The organism is Acidithiobacillus acidisediminis (assembly GCF_023277115.1).
Lineage (GTDB): Bacteria > Pseudomonadota > Gammaproteobacteria > Acidithiobacillales > Acidithiobacillaceae > Igneacidithiobacillus > Igneacidithiobacillus acidisediminis.
Window position 1 is genome coordinate 2165107 of record NZ_JALQCS010000001.1, and the last position, 19098, is coordinate 2184204.

The following is a 19098-nucleotide window of genomic DNA, read 5'->3' on the forward strand; positions in this document are numbered from 1 at the left end:
TCCGAGAGAATTTTTTAGGAGATTTTTGGTGGAACGACAATTTTCCGTACAAACGCTGAAAACCTGGGCGCAGGCGTCGAGCCTGCTGGTAAAAACCTCATCGATCCCCATTCTGGAGCATATCCTGATCGACCGGGGATCTGTGGTCCTGGGCAGTCAGGATTCTACCCTCGAATGGCGGATGGAAGATGCCGATACGGTTTCGGAATGGAACCCGGTTGCCATTCCTGCCCGCGATCTGGAGCGCATCGTAAAAGTTTTCCCAGAGGAAGGGGTGGTATCGATACGGGAAGATGGGACCGTCCGTTTTGGGAAGTCCAGATTCCACCTGCCGATCCTTCCGGGCAAGCAGTACCCAGTACAGGGCTGGCAACTGCCGGAATCCTGGATGACTTGCCAGAAAGCGGACTTTGACCGCTTCGCGCCATCCCTGCGCCGCTTTGCCGGCGTAAAGGATGCAAGAATCTTCCTGAACGGGATTCACTGGGCGCTGTCTGGCGGGAAACTGCGTATGGAAAGCACCAACGGACATTGTGCGGTGCGTGTCGAGATCCCCTTGCACGGGAATCTCGATTTGGGCCAGGAATCCGCGCCTCTGGATGCCATTCTGCCAACCGATGCGTTGGCTTCCTGGGGCAAGCTCTTGCAGACGCAGAACGTAGACCAGTTTTCTTTCGGGATGAAAAACGGTTTGTTCTGGTTGCAGGCGGGGAGTTTGCGCTTGCGCTTGTCTCCTATCGATAGCCGGTACCCAGATTTGGGGCATGCCTTACCCAAAGCGGATGGAAGGCCGCTGGTTTTACGTTGCGGGATCGATGAATTGCAGACGGCGCTGTCTGTGGCGGAAATCGCCCTCGAATCGGACAGGACCTTGCTGCTCGATCTCCAACCGGAAGAATTGTGTATCACCGGGCGCAGCCAGGAAAAGATGGCGGAAAGCCGTTTGGGTGCATCCTGGTCTGGCCCTGCGCTTCGCAAGGCCTACGACAACAAGTATTTGCGCTCGATGGTCGATTCATTCCGGGAATGGGAACCGGAAGAAACGGAAATCGAATTGCGGATGGGGCAGGATGACATGGATTCCTGCGTCGTGATTACCCCGTACGGGGAAATGGTGGTCATGCCGATACGGGTTTAACTTCGGCAATCAATGTGGTTGTAAATGCTCTTTGCCATGCTGCCAACTCCGTGACACTCTCAACCCGCTAAAGCGGGTAAGCTTCTTGCTGAATGACGCGGTTCAAGTGCATGCAATGAACTACTCCCGCCAACCTTACGGTATGGCGTGAGTTTCGTGCTTCATCGCAGGAGCCGGGATGACTCCCGGTCTTACCCCGCTCCACACATCGGACAGTTCCTGCCCGGCCCCTTGCGGGGAGCAAAGGCCAGTATCACCGGCCAATCTCTGTTGCAGCCAACGCAGCAACACCAGAGCCGCGTTCTCGTCTCGGCTGCAGGTAACGCCACAATGCGGACACTGATGCTGCCGGTCTGAGAGCGTTTTCCTCTCTTCCGGCAACTCCCAGCACGCATGACAGCGTTGGGTTGGCTTGATCTCCCGCGTCGGCGCTTCCTCATACCACGACCCAGCCTCTTCCGCTTTGGTCTTGGTCATCTGGAGGAATGCCGACGGGGAAGATGACAAAATCTCTCGATTCAGCCCCTTTTTCCGGGAGCCCTTGCCGGATTTCGTCATGGACTGCACGTTCAGAGCCTCCGTCGCCAAGGCTCCAAAGCGTTCCACCAGCCACGCGCTGGTTTGGTGCAAGAAGTCCTTACGGCTTCTGACTATCTTGGCATGGAGACAGGCCAGCGCATGTATGGCCTTGCGCAGACTATGAGAGACTGGAAATCCTTTCTTCCGCCCGCTCATTTTCTGGGCAGCGACGACCTTGCGGGAAACTTCCTTGCTCAGGCGTTTCAGTTCCGCCAACTGGTTGCGCAGATGGCGCGGATTCTTCACCGTTTCGATGCCATGCGGGGCGGCGATGGTCAAGAAGTCTGCCACACCCCAATCGAAAGCGCCCATCTCTGTCCCGCATTCGCGGGGAATGGCCTCGACTTCCAGTGTAACCGACGCAAACCATTTTCCCGCTTTGTGCAGTATCTCGCAGGTTACCGGTGTGCCTGGCGTTCTCGCTTTGCCACGGATCGGTACCAGGCCAAACCCTTGCAGATACATCTTGCCGTGCTTGCCATTTTCGCCCGGATGCAGATTCCAGCCATCCCCGTGAGTCTTGTATCCCCAACCGGGATACCGACGGAGACTCTTGAATCGCGGAAATCCGGGTGTCTCGCCATTCTTCACTCGGCGAAAAAAATGTTGGAAAGCCAGATGCAGGCGCTTGAGTGTCACCTGTTCGGATTGAGCATTGAGACTGGCCAAGGCAGGTACGGTTTTGCGCCATTGGGTGAGCACTTTGCATTGGTCCGCAAAAGACAATCCTTTGCCCGTTTCCCGGTACACATGAATGCGCTCCTCCAGCGCCGCGTTATACAGGCGTTGGTGCAGGCCCAGCGTTTCCTGCAGACGAGCCTCCTGCTCGACATTGGGGTACAGGCGATAGGTGACCTTGCGATTCAGCATGACTCCATTATACTCGGTTACCATGACGACGCAAACACTAAGTACCCTGCATCATTGTGTTTACAACCTGAACTATCACTTGGTTCTGGTCACGAAATACCGCCGCCGGTGCATGACCGGCCCCATGCTGGACCGATTGGAAGTCATCTGCCGGAACACCGCCGTCAAGTGGGAATGCGCGGTGCTGGAGTTCAACGGCGAGGCGGATCATGTGCATTTGCTTCTGGCGCTGACGCCGAAGGTGCTTCCCTCGGCTTTCGTCAACAATCTCAAGACGGTTACCAGTCGGCTGCTCCGCAAGGAATTCAGCGAGCACCTGAAAAAGGTTTACTGGAGCAAGCCAGTGTTCTGGAGCCGGAGCTACTGCATCCTGACCGTGGGCGGCGCACCCCTGTCCGTGCTCAAGCAGTACATTGAGCAACAGGAAAGGCCGGAATGATCGCCCGTTGGGCGATAGCGCCGCTTCACCACCACCTAAATCGCTGCGCGATTATAGGCGGAGCACTGCGGCGCGTTTTGGTAGATCAGCAACCAATCCGGCTCGATATGCGCATCCCGAAAACCGCGCCAACCGCCCTTCAGTGGGTGATCGAGGTAGGTTGTAGGCAACGGCTTGCCCTCGATGAGCAAGCCCAGCAAGGTCTTGAGCTTGTCCATGTCCTTGCCGCGCTTCTGCGCCTGCTTCACGTCGCGCTTGAACTGGCCGGAATAGTCGGGCTGTCGCATCAGATGCCCAACTGGTTGAACAGGTCGTCAGCATCCTTGGCGTGGTGGACATCTTCGCCGCGCTCGCTCTTTTCCAGCGTGGCCGCTGTCAGTGCGTTGGGTACGCGCATTTCAAACGGCAATGCCTTCTCTTTAGCGATCTTGGTCAGTGCGATGCGCACCACATCGGAAACAGTCAGACCCATGCCAGCCAGCACGGCGGCAGCTTCGTTTTTCAGCGTTTCATCAATCCGCGCCCGGACAAATGCAGTTGCAGCCATGATTTAGCCTCCTATCAACATTGAACCTACACTGTAGCTCAATAGAGCAACGAACGCTAGAGACTCATGCCGGGCGAGTTCTGAATCTCCCCACGGCTAAAGCCGGGGGAGATTCAGCGGGAGCGGCTTATCAAGGACGGCTACCAGCCCGCCGCCGTGGATGATGCCGCCGTGCTATCCGCCCATCATTGCCCCCAGGCCCTGCTTGTCCATGGACCGGTCGATGCGGGTCTGGTCCTGCCTCCAGGCGTCCTCTCCCCCGCTGCGCGCCAGCAGTTCCGGCGGTAGCCTGGAGAGCATGGCGGCGATATTGCGGACATTCTGCGCCGACTCGGCAACTTCTACCTCTCCGCTCACCAGACCGTCTTCTGGATCCGGATCGTCGCTGCTTTCCGACGTTTCCCGTGCGGCAACGCCACCACCAGAAGATCGCGCAGACGCTGTTTGCGTTGACGCCGCATAAGATGCTGCAGTCTCTCCCGAAGTCCCGGATGATGCTTCGGACAGGGAATCCAATGGATCCCCGTTTTGTTCTCCATTGGTGCCACCGGACTGCTGGTCTACAGAAACAGAAGAGGCAGAGGCTGCATTCCCTGCATCATTTTCCTCTCCCATGAAATCGGAATCGTTCAACTGCGGGGCAGTTTCTGGTGGTACGACTTCCGCCTTTTCACGTCCCAGCAATTGTGCGTAATAGGCACTGCCTCTCTGGCTGATGGCATCGGACCTTTTGGGCGGTTTGATTTTTGCACGTTTTATGAAGGCCTCATTCTTGAAATAGAGGATCTGCCGCCCATACACGGGCGCAAAGCCCGCCACCATGACGATCATGTCGCCAGCCTTGACGATGTTGGGACCATTCTTGATCGGTCCCTGCAAGCGGAGCACTTCGTCTGGCGTGAGCAGATCGCGCCCCTGGTAACTGATCGAGCGGCTTTGCCCTTTGGGAGAGGGAAGAAAGCCGCCCTCAAAACTCAGGTTCGAGTTTTCCATGGCAACCGTTTTCTTTCCTAGAGTCTTGGAAAGCCACTCCGCGGTCGTCACATCGTTGGGCGCATAAAAAATGCGGAGGTGGCAGTTTTCGATGATGACCGAACCGCCGGCCTTGCCATAGCCATGACCCTCGTCCTCCAACTGCGACTTGCTCTGTGTGATGAGAAAGAGCTTGACGTTGTAGCCGGCAAAAAAGGCGATGGCATCCTGGAAGATGTCCATCTTCCCCAGGGAGGGGAACTCATCCAGCAACAAGAGCAAAGGATGCTTCCCAACGCACATCATGCGGCCACTTTCTTCCTTGAGCCGGTCTTCGCTGGTGAACTTGGAGGCAACCAGATTCAATACCAGCCGGATCAATGGTTTCAGGCGGTTTTTGTCTTCCGGACTGGTCACCAGATAGAGGGAGACCGGATCATCGGCATCCTGCAGATCCAGGATGTGAAAGTCGGAGTATTCCGTCCACTCGGCGACAATGGGGTCACGGTAGAGTGACAGGAAGCTCATCATGGTCGATATGACGCCCGACTTTTCGTTTGCAGCCTTGTTTTTCATTTCCTTTGCGGCCTGTGCGATGGCCGGGTGCACCTCGCTGTTTCCATAGAGGCTGTTCCAGGATTCCAGGAGATTCTTGTTGGCGGGCCGGTGTTTGGTTTGCATCATCTTGTCAAAAGCCTGATCGACGTCTTCCAGTTCGGGGTCGTTCAGAAACGCCGCGACCCCGCGCATGGTCTTATCCGATTCGGCATAGAGGACGTGCAGAATGACGCTGGTGAGCAAGGCAAAGCCCGTCTTCTGCCAGTGGTCATTCAAGCCCTTGCCGTCCGGGTCGACGATCATGGTGGCAATGTTCATGACGTCCTTGACCTCGAATGCTGTCCCAATGCGCACTTCTTCCAACGGATTGAAGTGGCAGCATTGCTCTTTGGTCCCCCGGTCGCCGTTGTTGGTTTCCACCCCGGTCAATGGGTCTGCGACCATACCGAATCCGGGGTTGAATTTGAGGATCCTTTGGCCGATGGATTTGCGCCATCCGGCGGTCAGCAGATAGTTTTCGCCCTTGATGTCGTGGACGACCACCGACTCCTGCCATCCGCCCAGGTGTATAGATAAAAAATAGTTGTATACTTGCAATCTTTTTATAGTCAACAAGTTGGAATTTTTCACCCTCCAGAAAAAAATAATAATGTTGTATACTCAGAAATTTCACGCGCACGCCGGTTGAAGAATAATGTTGTATACTGACTGGGAGATGGGCGGTCGCCATGAAAAGCATCCATCCCCTTCGCCACCGCACGCCTAACCAATGTGACCAAGTCTGCTGCGTATTGCCTGGAACGTCCAGACCTGCACTATAGCTTTCCTGCGGCAGGTGCAGGTGAATCCTGAGCAAACCCGGGACAATGCACAGGGATCCCAAGCTCGGTCTAAATGTGTGGGATTCAGGGGCTGCTACTATTATTGTATGCGCTCTCGCCACTCTAGTCGGGCAGGAACTACAGCGGTAGTCGTACGCCCTCTACAAGGAAATGATGCTCTCCACACCCAGAGGATCACCAACCCCCAAAGGAAATGCTTAACTCGTCCAGCTGCTTCATAATACCAGGCAGCTTTCTGACCAACCGCAAGCCATATTCATAGCCATCTGTCTGCGTATGTTTAGCCAACGCATATCGGATTCGCCCTGCTTGATCCTTTAAAAGCTCCCTGCTGAGAAATCCATTGGCGGCAATACAGTCCTCCACCAATTTTCTGACGACCTTGTCCACCACCACATCGGGCTTAATCAGCTCAAAAACCACCGTAGAAATGCCCTGCCCAGAGGACTGATCCACATCCAGTATATAGCCGGTAGCATCCGCATATTTTAGCGTAATCAACAAATACTCTATAGGCTCTTCGTCGCCCTCGCCAATCCTGGATCTTGCCAAACCAATTTGATATTCAAACTGCAAACGTAAGTGGGCTTCCTGAACACATTCCATTGCGGTGATCAGCTTTTTAAAATTAGGGGGTATATCACCTGACTTATCGCCCCCTGTAAATTCTCCGGCATCCACGTCGCCGCGGCTTCCTTCGTCCTGTAAACTCACAGGCCGTATTGCTTTCGTTCCCATGTCACCCGTCGATGAGGTCCGGTCAGAGCCTCCTGTCAGTTTATTTATGACTACGACCTTTTCTCGTACTGACTGGGGAGTGACGACGGTCAAGCAGCAATGCTCCGCTCGTTCTGTGTAAAGAACGATGGGCCGACCCAAGTGACTGGGTGATGAAACCACATTCTCCACGAGGGTTTCGTCCTCGGCATCCTCCGATACAGGTTTCGATCCCGACACAGAGCGCTCATCCCCGAGAATCCCTTTTTTTAACCTAGGGTGTGAGTATTCAATTTCATGAAAAGGTAAGTTGCCACGATATTTCGTTCCCAATATCTCCAGGACGAGTAACCGATTATTCCAAGTGACTCCACGCACCTTCCAACTGCTGTTCTGTCCTACAGGAGGCCAGCATTCTAACTTTGGATAATTTTTATCCTCTATTTTTAATGCCTTCGCTGCACGTCGGCTCCACACAGCGCGCCATTGATCCGACCATTCCCGATCAAAAAGTATCTTTGCTACTGAAATAATAAAATCTGGTTTTATCATATTTTTAGGAATAAAACTGGAAAATTCTAGAGTCACTTTTCCATCAGAGTGCCAGGCCCGCACAAAGTCGGAGAAACTGTCCGGCTGCAACAATGCATAAGACAAAAATCTAGATTGCGCAAAAAATGACCTTGCTATTTCTATGCATGGGACTAGCATTATTTGATCTTCGTTCTCAATCTTAATACATAACTCATCAAGATTTGATTGTGTATTAAGGGGATAGAAATTTTTTAAAACAACCCCCCCGACACGCCGCAAACCAAATCTCGCGTCATTGAAAAGGCGAACAATAGATATTTGTCCTGCATCTGTAGATCGTGTTTTTGGTCTGCCATTTTCGAATAACATACCCAGCCTGAGGTATGGCAGCATGCCCCACGGCAGAGAGATATCATGACTTTTCCCACTTTCCACGCCACGAAATACAGCGTCGACGCACCAGCCACGATCATCACCAGCCCTATAAGGTGAGCGTAACCAGTGCAATGTCGCTAGTTCGCCCTGCCCAAACGGCCAGTCAGCAATAAGGAGCTTCCTTGCCATACTATATTTGAATGCTAGCCATAGATTAACCAACCAAATCCTGAATGCGTGCTGCCACAGCCGGAGAGTAGCCGGGGCGCAAACCTGCCACCCTCACCAAACGCCAGGACTTAAGTTCCACCGCCTCGGATTGGAGTCTGCAAGCGACGATACCCAGTCGGCGCATCTGAAACTGTTCTGTGGATTCTACCCATTGTCGGAGTTCATCTGCCGTCACGGGCATCTTATCCAGATGACGTTGTATCAGTGTTCGACAACCGATGTGGGTCCCTATAGCCGTCACCGTCACCTGCTTAGGCCGGGCTTCGCTTAGAATTTCCTGCGCTGACCGCCGTACTTCGTTGGCGAAATGTTGATCTCTCTGGTTCCAGTCAACACGCAGGTCCTGAGCCTTAGAACGCGGTAGCGGTGCAGGAAGATGGTCATACAGCCAATCGCGATCATTCCGATATAGCCAGCCAAAAGCCGCCTGGTTGGCCGATCGCAGCTGCTTTCTGCAAACGCCTGAGGAACGTCGTACGATGGCAAGCCACTCACGTCGGCGTTTTCCCAATGGGCTGTTCTGAACCAAAGCTGATCCTTTTGATATTTCAGAACCCACTCTGTCCACGGCCATGGATACCGGTTGGTGGTGCTGCGCGTGTATACCCGACAGGTTGAGCGGATTCGGCACGACTATCTCCGGCTGTATTTGAAGGCATGCACGGTAAAAAACCTCTGGAGTGCTGCAGAGCCATTGAATTAGAAGCAAATGATGTAAAGGGTGCGCAGAATTACGTCGCTTCCGCACCATGGCCGCGAGCCATCCTTGGTGGCCTCCGTTGACAAGGGGGCATCCGACTTCCTGGAGAAAATCTTCACCATAGTAGTTTAAAAATGCCTGACGAAATGCTTCTTGTCGAACATGCCCTTCACCAGTTATCAGACCCCGTAATTTTAGGAAACGATGATATGCATGAACAATTCTACCAAATCCTAATGTGGGTAAATTATTTTGAAGAATCCAGGAGACCGCATTAGCGACGGTAATGTGCCTTTCGAGGTTGTCATGTGACGGATTTCCTGTGCGGACAACGGAATTATAATCTAAGGCTATGAACGCATGTTTATTAACTGGCGCACTTATCACAGCGTCAGAGTCGCTAAGTAGTGAACCGTGTTTATGACAGACCCGCAAGTTAGCTATCTGGTGCGCACGATGCCAGTAAGGTTCTCCGAATTCAGTGATGTCAGACTCTTTGCAAACCGGACAATAGCGTAGGAAACGGGGCGATTTAATAGAGCTGGCCATTACTCCAATTGAGCAGTGAATGGTTCCGCCTTGATCACTGGCTGCCATGTCTTTAGCAATCTTTCCGGCAGAATAGTCCGTTAGAAATGGCTGATAAAGTGGAAATAGTGTGTGATTGCGTATCAGACTCGCCGGTGTATGTGAGCTGCCCCTCGGTAACCGGCCACATAAGGCAGCAAGTCGAGAAGGGAAATCGTATACAGCGCAAGCCTGGCGACAACCAAAAAGGTCCTCTACCGTGTGTCGGAAGTCATTATTCCTACTCATAATATGATAGCGTGCACATATGCTGTAGAGCAACTCGTCAGGGTATGGCTCAGGGAAGAAGGCTATCATTTGTTAGTCCAAAATTCTTCTATTGGCTTAATGACCCCAGCGTTATTTAGCGCCTGATGGGGCGTGATTTTCCCCTTTCGCGCGTTAATCATTTCAGTCAACACTTTTTCCACTGCCGGTTTTTGCGTTTCTTGGTGTTGGTCCTTGCGTGACGGATTTCTCTTTGTACCTCTTGACGGAGGCCGAACGCCGACGGCTCGCAACAGGGCATCCTTTATTACCGGTGCCAGTTCTGTTTCGTCGGCATGCTGCTTCAATGCCTCTTCAGCACATTGGTGGGCCATGTCGACAGGGAACCCCGCTTCCAGCAAAACCTCGGCGACGCGCATCAAAATTTCGTCCGGTTCCTTATGAGCATTTTGTTGCTGTGCGACACGCTGAGCCTTCATCGTGTCAAGCGTTCCTTCGAGTGCTACCCGTTCGCGTGCTCCACGTAAATATTGTTCGAGGTCACTGATGGGCGGCATGATATCCTTGATCCTACCGAGTGCGGCAAGATCTCGCTTCTTGAGCGCCTCAAGAATTGGCCGAGCGAGTTGCAGGCTGTCTCTGGCAACATCACCAATCAGTTCCGGTGAGATTGTTTCATCTTCCTGTCCTATCACTGCCCATTGGGCCAGCATATAGAGTTTCACCGCAATATCTACAATGCCTTGTGATTCCTGGTATAAGGCATTGCGGATCGTCGGCGTTAGCGGGGTCTCCGATTTGGTCCACTGGTAATGCCAAACGCCTTCAATAAAGAAATCCCAAACATCATCCTGAGGCAAGTTGGACCAGACGAGATCTCCTTGTCCCGCACTACGGCGCGCCTGTGCAAATTCACCACTCAGCAGCGGAAGCGCTTTAAATGTCCCTACCAGCACAACAGGAACACTAAACTGATTGACCATTTGGCCAAAGAAATTCAACATCTTGGCTGCACCGCCGCTACTGGCTTCATTCAGTCTTTGGATCTCATCAATGACCAAAACCCCTAGCCCCAGTACTGCAGCCACGTTAGCCATTTCTGGAAGCAATTCGTCGACGGATCGCCGTCGGTTATTACCGAACTTAGGGTAGTAGCGGGTCCCGACAATCTCATCAACGGCTTGAAAGAAATTTAGGCAGAGCCCCCTCAATGATCCATCCTGGGGACACTCAAGTTTCAGCCAAACCAGTTGGACACGATCAAGCGCGTGACCTCCATATTTGCCGGAGTGCTGGATTTGCTGAGCGTAAAGGGAGAGTACGCTTTCAACGGCGGTCGTCTTACCCACTCCACTGGTACCAATTATGGCAAAGCCCGCTGCGGTAGAGCGGACGAGGGGTTGATAATCGGGTTTTCCACGATCCCAATCGAGATCAGGGAAGCCAGAACGAAGCTGTTTGATCCACTCGGCAGAGATCGGGTTGCGGGGTGAATAGCCGTTGCGAAGCATCCGCGAAAACCGTTGCTCAAGCTCCAGGAAAATGGGCAGCGGTTCTACATAGTTCGCAATCCGTTGCACTGCCTCCAGACGTTTACTCGCTGCTAATTCGCGCTCACTTTGGTGATATACCGGGTGCCGCCGCAGAAGACTTGCCACCTTTTCCATAGGCAAGACGGGCGGCAAAGCTTCAATGAAGGGATTATGTCGATACATGGGGTCTTCGCTAGGCGTGTAAACTGCCTGCTCCTTACTGCCGGTCAGCATGCAAAGCGCTCCCAGTTGTCAGCTGCTTTGGCTAGCAGCCAGCGTCTAAAATCGAGCGATCTCCAATGCGATGCAACGCATGTCATCAAGCCTTGAATCTCCGGCGAGGTGCCCATCTTTACCCAGTAAAGCCTATATCATACTTGCCGCTGAGTCATTAATATCCTTTTTGAATGCCTACAGCACGGTGCGATCTCATTCTAAATCGCATTAGAAATAGATTTAATTATGCATTTCCCCACCCAGCGATGGATTAACCCGTTCATGGTCCCTCCCAAGGGCACGGAGAACCGCAACCAACTGCTCCCCAGGCGCCCCCCAGGCTGTCAAAGCCGCAACTGTGAACTCTACTCAACTGCGTGCGCCTTGGTCCTGTAATGTGGCGATATCCCTGTACAATGTGCGCAAACTGATCCCGAGCTCCGTAGCGAGACACGCTCCAGTAACCGCGAATCGATGCCGGCGCAAAATTTGGATTAGGGCGAGGAGGCGCTGGGCTCGTGACATGAAGATTCCAGGCAGTTACTCACACTTGTATGCCAAAGGCTTTCCAGAACCCTTGTTGACCAACGCTCGTGACCGAAATTTTTCGCTGTCCTGCGGGCTTTCGTAGCCACCCGTCTTCTTGGAATCGCATCATCAACGCGGCTCCCAAGGCACCACCGATATGCGGACGACGCTCGCTCCAATCGATACACCGGCGTGCGAAAAGCCGGTGTTGACGTCGCAAGTTCGGAAGATCCAAGCCCAAGGCGGCAAACCCACGCTCACCAACCTCTGAAACCGCTAAGGGTTGTCCGACGCCTGCCCGATAAGTCCCGCAGCACCAGTCGCGCGTGGGCAGGCATCAGACAACCCTTAGCGGAAGCAGACCTTCCCACCGAGATCTGGGACGAATAGTATTAGTCACACGGATGTTCGAGGATAGATGATGACGTTACGAGCGACATGAGCTAGCGCGTTGCGGACGGCTCTCGACTACGAGGGAGATCAAGAGATGAGAAATGAGGCCTGCATGCGGTATTTGTTAATCCCTTCTCAGCCCTTAAAAAATGGCGCATCATTGATCTGTTTATACAAGAAATCAAAAGTGGCCTGATCTATATTCGGAGTATGCATGGAAACAAGCACAGCCAGCAATGATCAGACTGGCGGGCAGTCCGAACAATCCATTGATGGTTACGATGCTCCCATCCCTGGCGGATGGGAGGGCTATCCCCTAGATGAACTGGCGATTCGGGATGAACGTCGCTCAACGTCAGATGTAATCCGGCGTATCAAGAATGAGCGCTTTGTCCTTGATCCGGATTTTCAGCGGGGGTTCGTTTGGGATAAAAATAAGCAAAGCCGGCTGATCGAATCTATCCTTCTACGCATTCCTTTGCCTGTCTTCTATGTTGCTGAAGACGACGGCGGACGCCTTATCGTGGTGGATGGAAGGCAACGCCTCTCCACGCTATTACATTTTCTCGACGACAAACTGGCCCTCCAACTCAAGGACCGACCGGAACTAGACGGCTGCCGATTTAGCGAACTAGATGTGCGTTTACAGAATCGGGTGGAGGATTGTCAATTACTTTTCTATATAATCGATCGCTCGGTGCCTGAGCGGGCACGATTGGATATCTTCGAGAGGGTCAACGGGGGAGAGGTTTTGACCCGTCAGCAAATGCGTAATGCAATATACAACGGCCCAGCAACTGCGTTTCTGCGCAGGGAGGCTGAGACAGGACTTTTCTTGGAAGCGACCGGCGGTAGTCTCAACTCTGGAAAAATGCAGGATCGAGAGATGATCAACCGGTTTTGCTCTTTCCGGTTGCTGCCATTGGACACATACCGGGGTGATATGGACGAGTGGCTTGCTAAGGGTTTGCAGTTCATGAACAATGCCAGGCAAGACGAAATGGAGAAGCTAAGCAGTCGATTCCGACGAGCTATGAAAAACAATCTTTTGGTATTTGGCCGCCAAGCATTTAGAAAACACCATTCCCAAGATCAGCGGCGTAGCACACTCAATGCGTCTTTGTTCGATATTATGAGCACGCACCTTGCCAAGTATTCCGAATCAAGAGTAGAGGAGAATGCCGAAATACTTCGTAGAAGGTTTTTTGAGCTTATGGACGATGAAAGATTCCTCAAAGCTATTAGCTTTAGCACTAACTCAACTTTGGCGGTAAACACACGCTTTAATATCGCTCAATCAATATTTAAGGAAGTGTTTGATGTTGCGTGAAATTCACCTTTCTGGATTCAAGTGTTTTGATACACTAAATCTGCCGTTAGGGCGACTGACTCTGCTAACGGGGCAAAATGGAGGCGGTAAGTCCTCGGTCATACAGGCGTTGGTTCTACTATCTCAGACTTTTACTTATCAGGAATGGGGGCGTTCTTTATTGCTTGACGGCCCAGAACTAGCTTTGGGCAACGTGACTGATGTGCTCAATCAGGAAACGGCTCGCGATAGTTTAGCCGTTGGCATATCCTCTGATGAGCAGAAGGTAAAGTGGTCATTTAAGACCAATGATAGGCATGCACTTTCCATTGAACTGGAGCAATTGGAAGTGGACAACTTACTGATTTCAACAGAGCCAAACACCGCCATACGTTGGTTGATGCCGTTACCCTACGCCGAAAACTCGCCCGTCGTAAAGGAGTCTCTGATTTAGCCATCTGATACAATGGGCTGACCGAGTAGCGAGGAGATGCTATCCATGTCCGGACAGATAACCTTTGCCGAGGAGCCCAGCCTGTCGCGACGCCGCAAGCAGACCAAGCGAGAACGCTTTCTGGCCGAGATGGATGCCGTGGTTCCCTGGGCCAGGCTTGTGGCCTTGATCGAGCCGCACTACCCCAAGGGGGGCAGCGGCCGCAAACCTATGCCTTTGGAGCGGATGCTGCGGATCCACTTTCTCCAGCAATGGTTCGGCTACTCCGATCCGGGGATGGAAGAGGCCCTGTACGAGGTTCCTCTGCTCCGTCAATTCGTCGGTATCGACTTGGGTCGGGACTTCGTTCCCGATGAGACCACGATCCTGAAGTTCCGCCGCTTACTGGAGCGCCATGCGCTTGCCCAGGCCATCTTTGCCGAGGTGCAGTCCGTGTTGCAGGAGAAAGGGCTCTTGCTGCAGGAAGGCAAGACCGTGGATGCCACCTTGATTCACGCCCCGAGCTCCACCAAGAACCGAGACCGCAAGCGGGATCCAGAGATGAGTTCCACCAAGAAAGGGAATCAGTGGTATTTCGGGATGAAGGCGCATGTGGCAACGGATCTCCAAGGTATCGTACAGGCGGTGGACTTCACGGCGGCCAAGGTACCGGATCATCAGCGGCTGGAGGGGCTCCTTACCGGAGAGGAGTCGGTGGTCCTCGCTGACCGGGGCTATGACTATCCCCAGGTGCATGACACGCTGGTGGCCCGAGGCATACGGAACGCGGTAGCGCGGCGACGCTATCCTGGGCAGAAAACCGGCTTGGCGGCCCTCAAGCGCTACAACCGCGCCATTGCCCGGATCCGTGCCCGGGGAGAACACGCCTTCCGGGTGCTGAAGTGCCAATTCGGTTATCAGCGAACCAGATATCGGGGTCTGGCCAAGAACGGTGCTCAACTGACCACGCTCTTTGCCTTGGCCAATCTGTACATGCTGAGGAGATATCTCCTGGCCGCGTAGGGAGTGGTGTGCCCAATATCCAATAATTCTCCAGAAAATGGGGGAATTTGACGGATAAGTGACCTGATAGCAACGTGCTTAGGTCAATACTGGGGACAAGGCGCACCTTTTTAGGCTAGGTCAGAGCTTCCTAAACGCCCTGCACCATTTGAATTGGATCACCGCCGAGCGCGCGGGCCCGCGAGAGTTGCTGCCATTAAGAATCTCAAACGATCATGCTCGAGTTGGTCACCACGGCGAACTGGCAGCCGGACTTCTTTATTGGCGTGGGCAGGACGTGGTCGACTCTTCTCTTCTTTTACACGACACTCCACCAACGCTATTTAATCAGGTCCGAGGGTATATGCAGCGTTTCTTTCCGGGGTGCGACCTTCGGGTCACTCCCATCGACGGGGTAAGCGCTGTTAGTCTCCGCCTGCGTTCCGATAATCGCTCTGATTTTCAGCGGCCGCAAAACGTTGGCTTTGGTCTCACACAACTATTCCCGATCATTGTTTCTCTGCTAGCTGCCCAAGGAGGGGATATGTTGGTGATCGAAAATCCAGAGGTGCACCTTCACCCCTACGCGCAACAGGAAATCGGAATGCTGTTAGCGGAAACAGCTGCGAGCGGCGTTCAGGTGATATTGGAAACACACTCAGATCACGTGCTTAATGGCATACGCCTAGCGGTTAAGCAGAGAAAGTTGCCAGCTACTGACGTCCGTATCCATTTTTTCGCCCATCGGCCTGGTCAACCTGCCATTCCAGAGTCCCCCGCAATGGATGATGATGGAAGGCTAAATTCATGGCCGGAAGGATTTTTTGACCAATTCGATTTTGCTCTTGCGAAGTTGATGTAAGGCGCTAATGGATGTAATCCTCGATGAATCCAGTCTTGCCCCCTGTGTTGATTGGAGCCCTGCCCGACGCATCGAGATATTGGGCTCTGCTCTGAAAGCTCTCGGACAGATAGGATGCTCTCACATTTTGCGCTCAGTACGCGGTGCGGCCGACATGGATATCGGAGAATACCGCGGATTACGAGAATGGTGTTTCGATTGTCGGACAGATCACGATTTGGGGCGGTTCGTTGCCTGGTGTCTGAACAAACAACCTTTTATTGATGGTGCTGATGGTCTTTTCGCTGCTGCCGAAGGCGAGCGTGCCATTGAAGGCAAAGTGTGCGGTACAAGAGTCGTTGGCCTAACTTTCGCAGCGCTCACCGGCGCCCCCGCCTTGGCGCTTGGCAGCACGGTGTTGCCCTCATGTACGTCGGTTACTGTCGAACTCGTCACACTTGACGTTGATGGAGAATTCCAAGAAAAAGTAAATGTCTGCTGCCTAGTAACTGAAGATGACGTAAGACAGCAAAGCAATCTCATCATAAACAACTTAGAGCAATCTGTATTGAACGGCGTGAACTTGCTGGATCAAGCAGACACACTTTTTCAACAACTGCGTTTTGGCCCCAGGGCCATAAGGCAGATTAAAGATCTCAACGGTAACGAGCCGGTATTTCATCAATTATTCCGCCATCTTCGTGCATTAAATAATGGCGCAATAACATGGCCACCAGAAGGGGTTAGCTTTTCCCCTGCCGATGCGATCTCGTGGAGTAGAGAAGACATCGCCACTCTGAGCCATGGGGTCTATGGCCCACAACGTGACTTCCCAATGCCAAATGGCTTCAGGCAACGCCGTTGGAGCTGCCATACTAAGCTAAGTGGCGGTGCTGGAGCCCGGTTATATTTCGATGCCGAAAGAATCGGCGGAACAGCCGTGGTATTGATCGGTTACTTCGGCGACCACCTACCTTCTGTTCAGTTTCCCAGTTAATTTGCAACGGTAATAACCATGCCGGATTTCCGAGAATAGTTAAATGATTGTTGATCGCAACAACAAAGCCCCAACTATTTGTTTATATCAACTCTTAGTGAGCCCATCCTATGACCGCAATCAGTCGTAAGCGTTCAGCGAACCCACGCTTGCGGGTTGGCGCCGATCAGGGTAATGCGGTTTTTTTCCAGTTCCACGGCAAGAGTTCGTGGAGCCGTTTATTGGGCCATGTCGGTAGCTTTTCGAGCATGTCACAGAGGTACGCGAAGGGCTCGATGCCGTTGAGTTTGCAGGTTTCGATGACGCTGTAAAAGGATGCGGCACGCTCGCCACCGGCATCATTTCCAACGAATAAGAAATTCTTGCGACCAATCGCAACGCCCCGCAGTGCCCGTTCCACTGGGTTATTATCGATGCTGAGCTGACCTTCTTCGAGGTAGAGGGTGAGTGCCTTCCAGCGGTTCAGGGCATAACCGATGGCTTTGGCGATACCACTTTTAGGCGCCACTTGCATCTGGGTTTCGCTGAGCCAGGCGCGGAAGGATTCCAGCAGCGGGCCAGCTCGCTGCTGGCGGGCTTCGGCTTTCTGATCCGGCGGGGAGGCTTTGATGTCGGCCTCGATGGCATAGAGTTTGGCGATCCAGGCCAATGCCTTCTGCGCCACCGGACTCGGACCCCGCTGTTCCACGTCATAGAAGTGACGCCGCACATGCGCCCAGCATCCGGCTTCGATAACTTGTTCCTTGCGGTAGAGGGCATCATAGCCCCATAGTCATCGGTCTGGAGTATCCCTTTCCAGTCGCCCAGGAAGTGTTGCGCGTGGATCCCCTTACGGTCCGGGGCATAATCAAAGACCACGACGGGATGCGGGGCATCCGCCTGACTGCGATACACCCAGAGGTAGGCCTTGTCCGTCTTGCCGCTACCGGGATGGAGCACCGGTAAGGGGGTTTCGTCGGCGTGCAGGATAGTGCCCTCCAACGAGGCCATTTTGCAGGCTTTAGCGAGCAGGCTGATCCAGTACTCCCCCTGGCCCAGCCAGCTGCAGAGGGTGGCGCGGGAGATCGGGACACCCGCCCGCAAGTACTGGGTTTCCTGCCGATATAAAGGCAGGTGATCCACATGTTTCGCCGTCATCACGTGGGCCACCAGGCGCGCCGTGGGTAAGCCCTTGTCGATCACCTGTGCCGGTAATGCCGGACTTTCGATGGTACCGCAGGGGCGGCAGGCCAATTTGGGGCGGATATGACGAATCACCTGGAAGCGTCCAGGGATATAATCCAGTTTTTCGCTAATCTCTTCCCCGACGGTTTCCAGGAGGCCGCCGCACTGCCCGCAGGTACAGGTCAGAGGATCGTGATGCACTTCCACTCGGGGCAAGGTGTCGGGCAGCTGCATGCGGCCGGGGTGGCGGCGGGACGGGCGTGCAGGCGCTACGGGTGCTTCGGTTCCTGGGCGGGAAGCCGTCACCGCCGCACTGTCTTCCAGAACGGTTTCGAGGATACTTTCCATCGCGGCGATTTCGGTATCCAACGCTTCTTCCCAGAGGCTGATCTGGTCAGGAGAGAGTTTTTCCGAACGGCGACCGAATCGCCAGCGCTGCAGTTTGGCGATGGTGCTTTCCAGGCGGGCGATGGTTTCATCGCGCAGGGCGATAGCCTGTTCCTGTTGGGCGATATACCGGGCGCGTTCTGCCCATTCCGCTTCCTTTTCCTGTTGCTTCTGCAGCAGGCTCAGCACCAGATCGCGCAGCGCTTCTGGCTCTGTAGGAATGGGGGTGGAAGTCCTTGGATTCATGGAAGAATAGTACCCAAAAATGGGTATTTATACAAGCAATTTCCGTCACTTATAGCAAGGTAGGCAGGCATTTTTCCAGGGCCGGCAACGGGGTCCACGGCCGCCCCTCCACCAACATCGCCCACTGTGCTGTGGAGAGTTCCACGGCGCCGGTATCGGCTCTGGGCCAGTGCAGTCGCCCCTGATCCAGGCGGCGGTACAAGAGCCAAAAGCCCAGACCATCCCAGAGCAATAGTTTCAGTCGATCGCCGCGGCGGTTGCGGAAGACGAAGGCGTGGCCGCAAAAGGGATCGGCAGCCAGCACCCCTTGAACCTTGGCCGCCAGACCATCAAAGCCCAGCCGCATATCCACGGGTGCTGCCGCTAGCCAGATGTGACTGCCTGAACTCAACCACATGGGCTTTCGAGGACACGCACCAAGGTTTGCAACCAGCCGGTATCCATCGGTGCCGTCAGTTTCAGACTGCGGCCCGACAACAGCATAATCTCTACCAGCGAAACAGACGGCCGGACCGGTGCCAGAGTGACCGGCAAAAACCCTTCGGTCCCATGGACCATCGGCCGCGGTTCTACCGCATCGGCAAATCGCTTGCGCCAGTAATGCAGGGTGGCTACGGCGATCCCTTCCTGCGCACAGTAATTCTTGGCGGAAAGGCCGCTCGCCTGAAACCCGTCTACTTGTTGCCGCCAATAAGCGGTCTTCTCGTCCTTCGTCATAGCCATCCCTCCTCGCTGAACGCGGATCAGGATCGG

At 53.7% G+C, this 19098-nt stretch carries 17 protein-coding genes and 1 pseudogene; 7 read left to right on the top strand and 11 right to left on the bottom strand.

All coding sequences use genetic code 11. The annotated features are described in order from the left end of the window. Positions 1 to 28 precede the first annotated feature (28 nt). Positions 29 to 1138: a hypothetical protein gene (locus M5D89_RS10890; protein WP_248885842.1), complete on the top strand. Its 1110-nt coding sequence runs from the start codon at positions 29 to 31 to the stop codon at positions 1136 to 1138. A 135-nt stretch (positions 1139 to 1273) separates the two neighbouring features. On the opposite strand, the gene M5D89_RS10895 is transcribed toward M5D89_RS10890, so the two are convergent. Beyond that, complete coding sequence (locus M5D89_RS10895; RefSeq protein ID WP_248885843.1) at positions 1274 to 2587, bottom strand: RNA-guided endonuclease InsQ/TnpB family protein; 1314 nt, start codon at positions 2585 to 2587, stop codon at positions 1274 to 1276. A 22-nt stretch (positions 2588 to 2609) separates the two neighbouring features. On the opposite strand from M5D89_RS10895, the gene tnpA (M5D89_RS10900) reads away from it, so the two are divergent. Then, positions 2610 to 3026 (top strand): IS200/IS605 family transposase, encoded by a 417-nt coding sequence (tnpA, locus tag M5D89_RS10900; RefSeq protein WP_248885844.1) that lies wholly within the window; start codon positions 2610 to 2612, stop codon positions 3024 to 3026. A gap of 35 nt (positions 3027 to 3061) precedes the next feature. On the opposite strand, the gene M5D89_RS10905 is transcribed toward tnpA (M5D89_RS10900), so the two are convergent. The 7 genes from M5D89_RS10905 to M5D89_RS10935 form a co-directional block, all read right to left on the bottom strand. After that, positions 3062 to 3313 (bottom strand): type II toxin-antitoxin system YafQ family toxin, encoded by a 252-nt coding sequence (locus M5D89_RS10905; protein ID WP_248885845.1) that lies wholly within the window; start codon positions 3311 to 3313, stop codon positions 3062 to 3064. Continuing rightward, positions 3313 to 3573: a type II toxin-antitoxin system RelB/DinJ family antitoxin gene (locus M5D89_RS10910; RefSeq protein WP_248885846.1), complete on the bottom strand. Its 261-nt coding sequence runs from the start codon at positions 3571 to 3573 to the stop codon at positions 3313 to 3315. The genes M5D89_RS10905 and M5D89_RS10910 overlap by 1 nt, the downstream gene beginning before the upstream one ends. Before the next feature lie 174 nt (positions 3574 to 3747). Next, the gene (locus tag M5D89_RS10915; RefSeq protein ID WP_346347718.1) at positions 3748 to 5646 is read right to left on the bottom strand and encodes a type IV secretory system conjugative DNA transfer family protein; all 1899 of its coding nucleotides are present in this window, start codon (positions 5644 to 5646) and stop codon (positions 3748 to 3750) included. Between the two features lie 473 nt (positions 5647 to 6119). Next, the gene (locus M5D89_RS10920; protein ID WP_219616416.1) at positions 6120 to 7760 is read right to left on the bottom strand and encodes a hypothetical protein; all 1641 of its coding nucleotides are present in this window, start codon (positions 7758 to 7760) and stop codon (positions 6120 to 6122) included. A 25-nt stretch (positions 7761 to 7785) separates the two neighbouring features. Continuing rightward, positions 7786 to 9387, bottom strand: coding sequence for a TnsD family Tn7-like transposition protein (locus tag M5D89_RS10925; RefSeq protein ID WP_283102990.1), 1602 nt, complete (start codon positions 9385 to 9387; stop codon positions 7786 to 7788). Continuing rightward, on the bottom strand, positions 9384 to 11063 hold the full coding sequence (locus M5D89_RS10930) for an ATP-binding protein (RefSeq protein ID WP_215886072.1): 1680 nt from the start codon (positions 11061 to 11063) through the stop codon (positions 9384 to 9386). The genes M5D89_RS10925 and M5D89_RS10930 overlap by 4 nt, the downstream gene beginning before the upstream one ends. A 351-nt stretch (positions 11064 to 11414) precedes the next feature. Further along, on the bottom strand, positions 11415 to 11570 hold the full coding sequence (locus tag M5D89_RS10935) for an HTH domain-containing protein (protein ID WP_248885847.1): 156 nt from the start codon (positions 11568 to 11570) through the stop codon (positions 11415 to 11417). A gap of 610 nt (positions 11571 to 12180) precedes the next feature. On the opposite strand from M5D89_RS10935, the gene M5D89_RS10940 reads away from it, so the two are divergent. The 5 genes from M5D89_RS10940 (at position 12181) to M5D89_RS10960 (ending at position 16548) form a co-directional block, all read left to right on the top strand. Then, complete coding sequence (locus M5D89_RS10940; protein ID WP_248885848.1) at positions 12181 to 13296, top strand: DUF262 domain-containing protein; 1116 nt, start codon at positions 12181 to 12183, stop codon at positions 13294 to 13296. Then, positions 13286 to 13729, top strand: coding sequence for an AAA family ATPase (locus tag M5D89_RS10945; RefSeq protein WP_248885849.1), 444 nt, complete (start codon positions 13286 to 13288; stop codon positions 13727 to 13729). Before M5D89_RS10940 ends, M5D89_RS10945 begins: the two co-directional genes overlap by 11 nt. A gap of 45 nt (positions 13730 to 13774) precedes the next feature. Then, a complete protein-coding gene (locus tag M5D89_RS10950) occupies positions 13775 to 14731 on the top strand; it encodes an IS5 family transposase (protein WP_004871535.1) in 957 nt (318 codons plus the stop codon). A gap of 148 nt (positions 14732 to 14879) precedes the next feature. Then, the gene (locus tag M5D89_RS10955) at positions 14880 to 15572 is read left to right on the top strand and encodes an AAA family ATPase (protein ID WP_346347719.1); all 693 of its coding nucleotides are present in this window, start codon (positions 14880 to 14882) and stop codon (positions 15570 to 15572) included. Positions 15573 to 15726: 154 nt separating this feature from the next. Then, positions 15727 to 16548, top strand: a complete 822-nt coding sequence (locus M5D89_RS10960) for a hypothetical protein (protein ID WP_248885850.1) — start codon at positions 15727 to 15729, stop codon at positions 16546 to 16548. 166 nt (positions 16549 to 16714) lie between these two features. Here M5D89_RS10960 and tnpC read toward each other — a convergent pair. The 3 genes and pseudogenes from tnpC to tnpA (M5D89_RS10975) form a co-directional block, all read right to left on the bottom strand. Further along, positions 16715 to 18345: pseudogene (tnpC, locus tag M5D89_RS10965) on the bottom strand (IS66 family transposase). A 49-nt stretch (positions 18346 to 18394) separates the two neighbouring features. After that, complete coding sequence (tnpB, locus tag M5D89_RS10970) at positions 18395 to 18742, bottom strand: IS66 family insertion sequence element accessory protein TnpB (RefSeq protein ID WP_248885851.1); 348 nt, start codon at positions 18740 to 18742, stop codon at positions 18395 to 18397. Next, a complete protein-coding gene (gene tnpA, locus M5D89_RS10975; protein WP_215861331.1) occupies positions 18733 to 19062 on the bottom strand; it encodes an IS66 family insertion sequence element accessory protein TnpA in 330 nt (109 codons plus the stop codon). The genes tnpB and tnpA (M5D89_RS10975) overlap by 10 nt, the downstream gene beginning before the upstream one ends. Positions 19063 to 19098 lie beyond the last annotated feature (36 nt).

Excerpts from the sequence above, each read along its gene's own strand:
- M5D89_RS10960 (WP_248885850.1), top strand. The coding sequence starts at position 15,727 with ATGGATATCGGAGAATACCGCGGATTACGAGAATGGTGTTTCGATTGT.
- M5D89_RS10925 (WP_283102990.1), bottom strand. The coding sequence starts at position 9,387 with ATGATAGCCTTCTTCCCTGAGCCATACCCTGACGAGTTGCTCTACAGC.
- tnpB (WP_248885851.1), bottom strand. The coding sequence starts at position 18,742 with ATGTGGTTGAGTTCAGGCAGTCACATCTGGCTAGCGGCAGCACCCGTG.
- M5D89_RS10945 (WP_248885849.1), top strand. The coding sequence starts at position 13,286 with ATGTTGCGTGAAATTCACCTTTCTGGATTCAAGTGTTTTGATACACTA.
- tnpA (WP_215861331.1), bottom strand. The coding sequence starts at position 19,062 with ATGACGAAGGACGAGAAGACCGCTTATTGGCGGCAACAAGTAGACGGG.
- M5D89_RS10910 (WP_248885846.1), bottom strand. The coding sequence starts at position 3,573 with ATGGCTGCAACTGCATTTGTCCGGGCGCGGATTGATGAAACGCTGAAA.
- M5D89_RS10950 (WP_004871535.1), top strand. The coding sequence starts at position 13,775 with ATGTCCGGACAGATAACCTTTGCCGAGGAGCCCAGCCTGTCGCGACGC.
- M5D89_RS10905 (WP_248885845.1), bottom strand. The coding sequence starts at position 3,313 with ATGCGACAGCCCGACTATTCCGGCCAGTTCAAGCGCGACGTGAAGCAG.
- M5D89_RS10920 (WP_219616416.1), bottom strand. The coding sequence starts at position 7,760 with ATGGCAAGGAAGCTCCTTATTGCTGACTGGCCGTTTGGGCAGGGCGAA.
- M5D89_RS10935 (WP_248885847.1), bottom strand. The coding sequence starts at position 11,570 with ATGTCACGAGCCCAGCGCCTCCTCGCCCTAATCCAAATTTTGCGCCGG.
- tnpA (WP_248885844.1), top strand. The coding sequence starts at position 2,610 with ATGACGACGCAAACACTAAGTACCCTGCATCATTGTGTTTACAACCTG.
- M5D89_RS10940 (WP_248885848.1), top strand. The coding sequence starts at position 12,181 with ATGGAAACAAGCACAGCCAGCAATGATCAGACTGGCGGGCAGTCCGAA.
- M5D89_RS10930 (WP_215886072.1), bottom strand. The coding sequence starts at position 11,063 with ATGCTGACCGGCAGTAAGGAGCAGGCAGTTTACACGCCTAGCGAAGAC.
- M5D89_RS10895 (WP_248885843.1), bottom strand. The coding sequence starts at position 2,587 with ATGCTGAATCGCAAGGTCACCTATCGCCTGTACCCCAATGTCGAGCAG.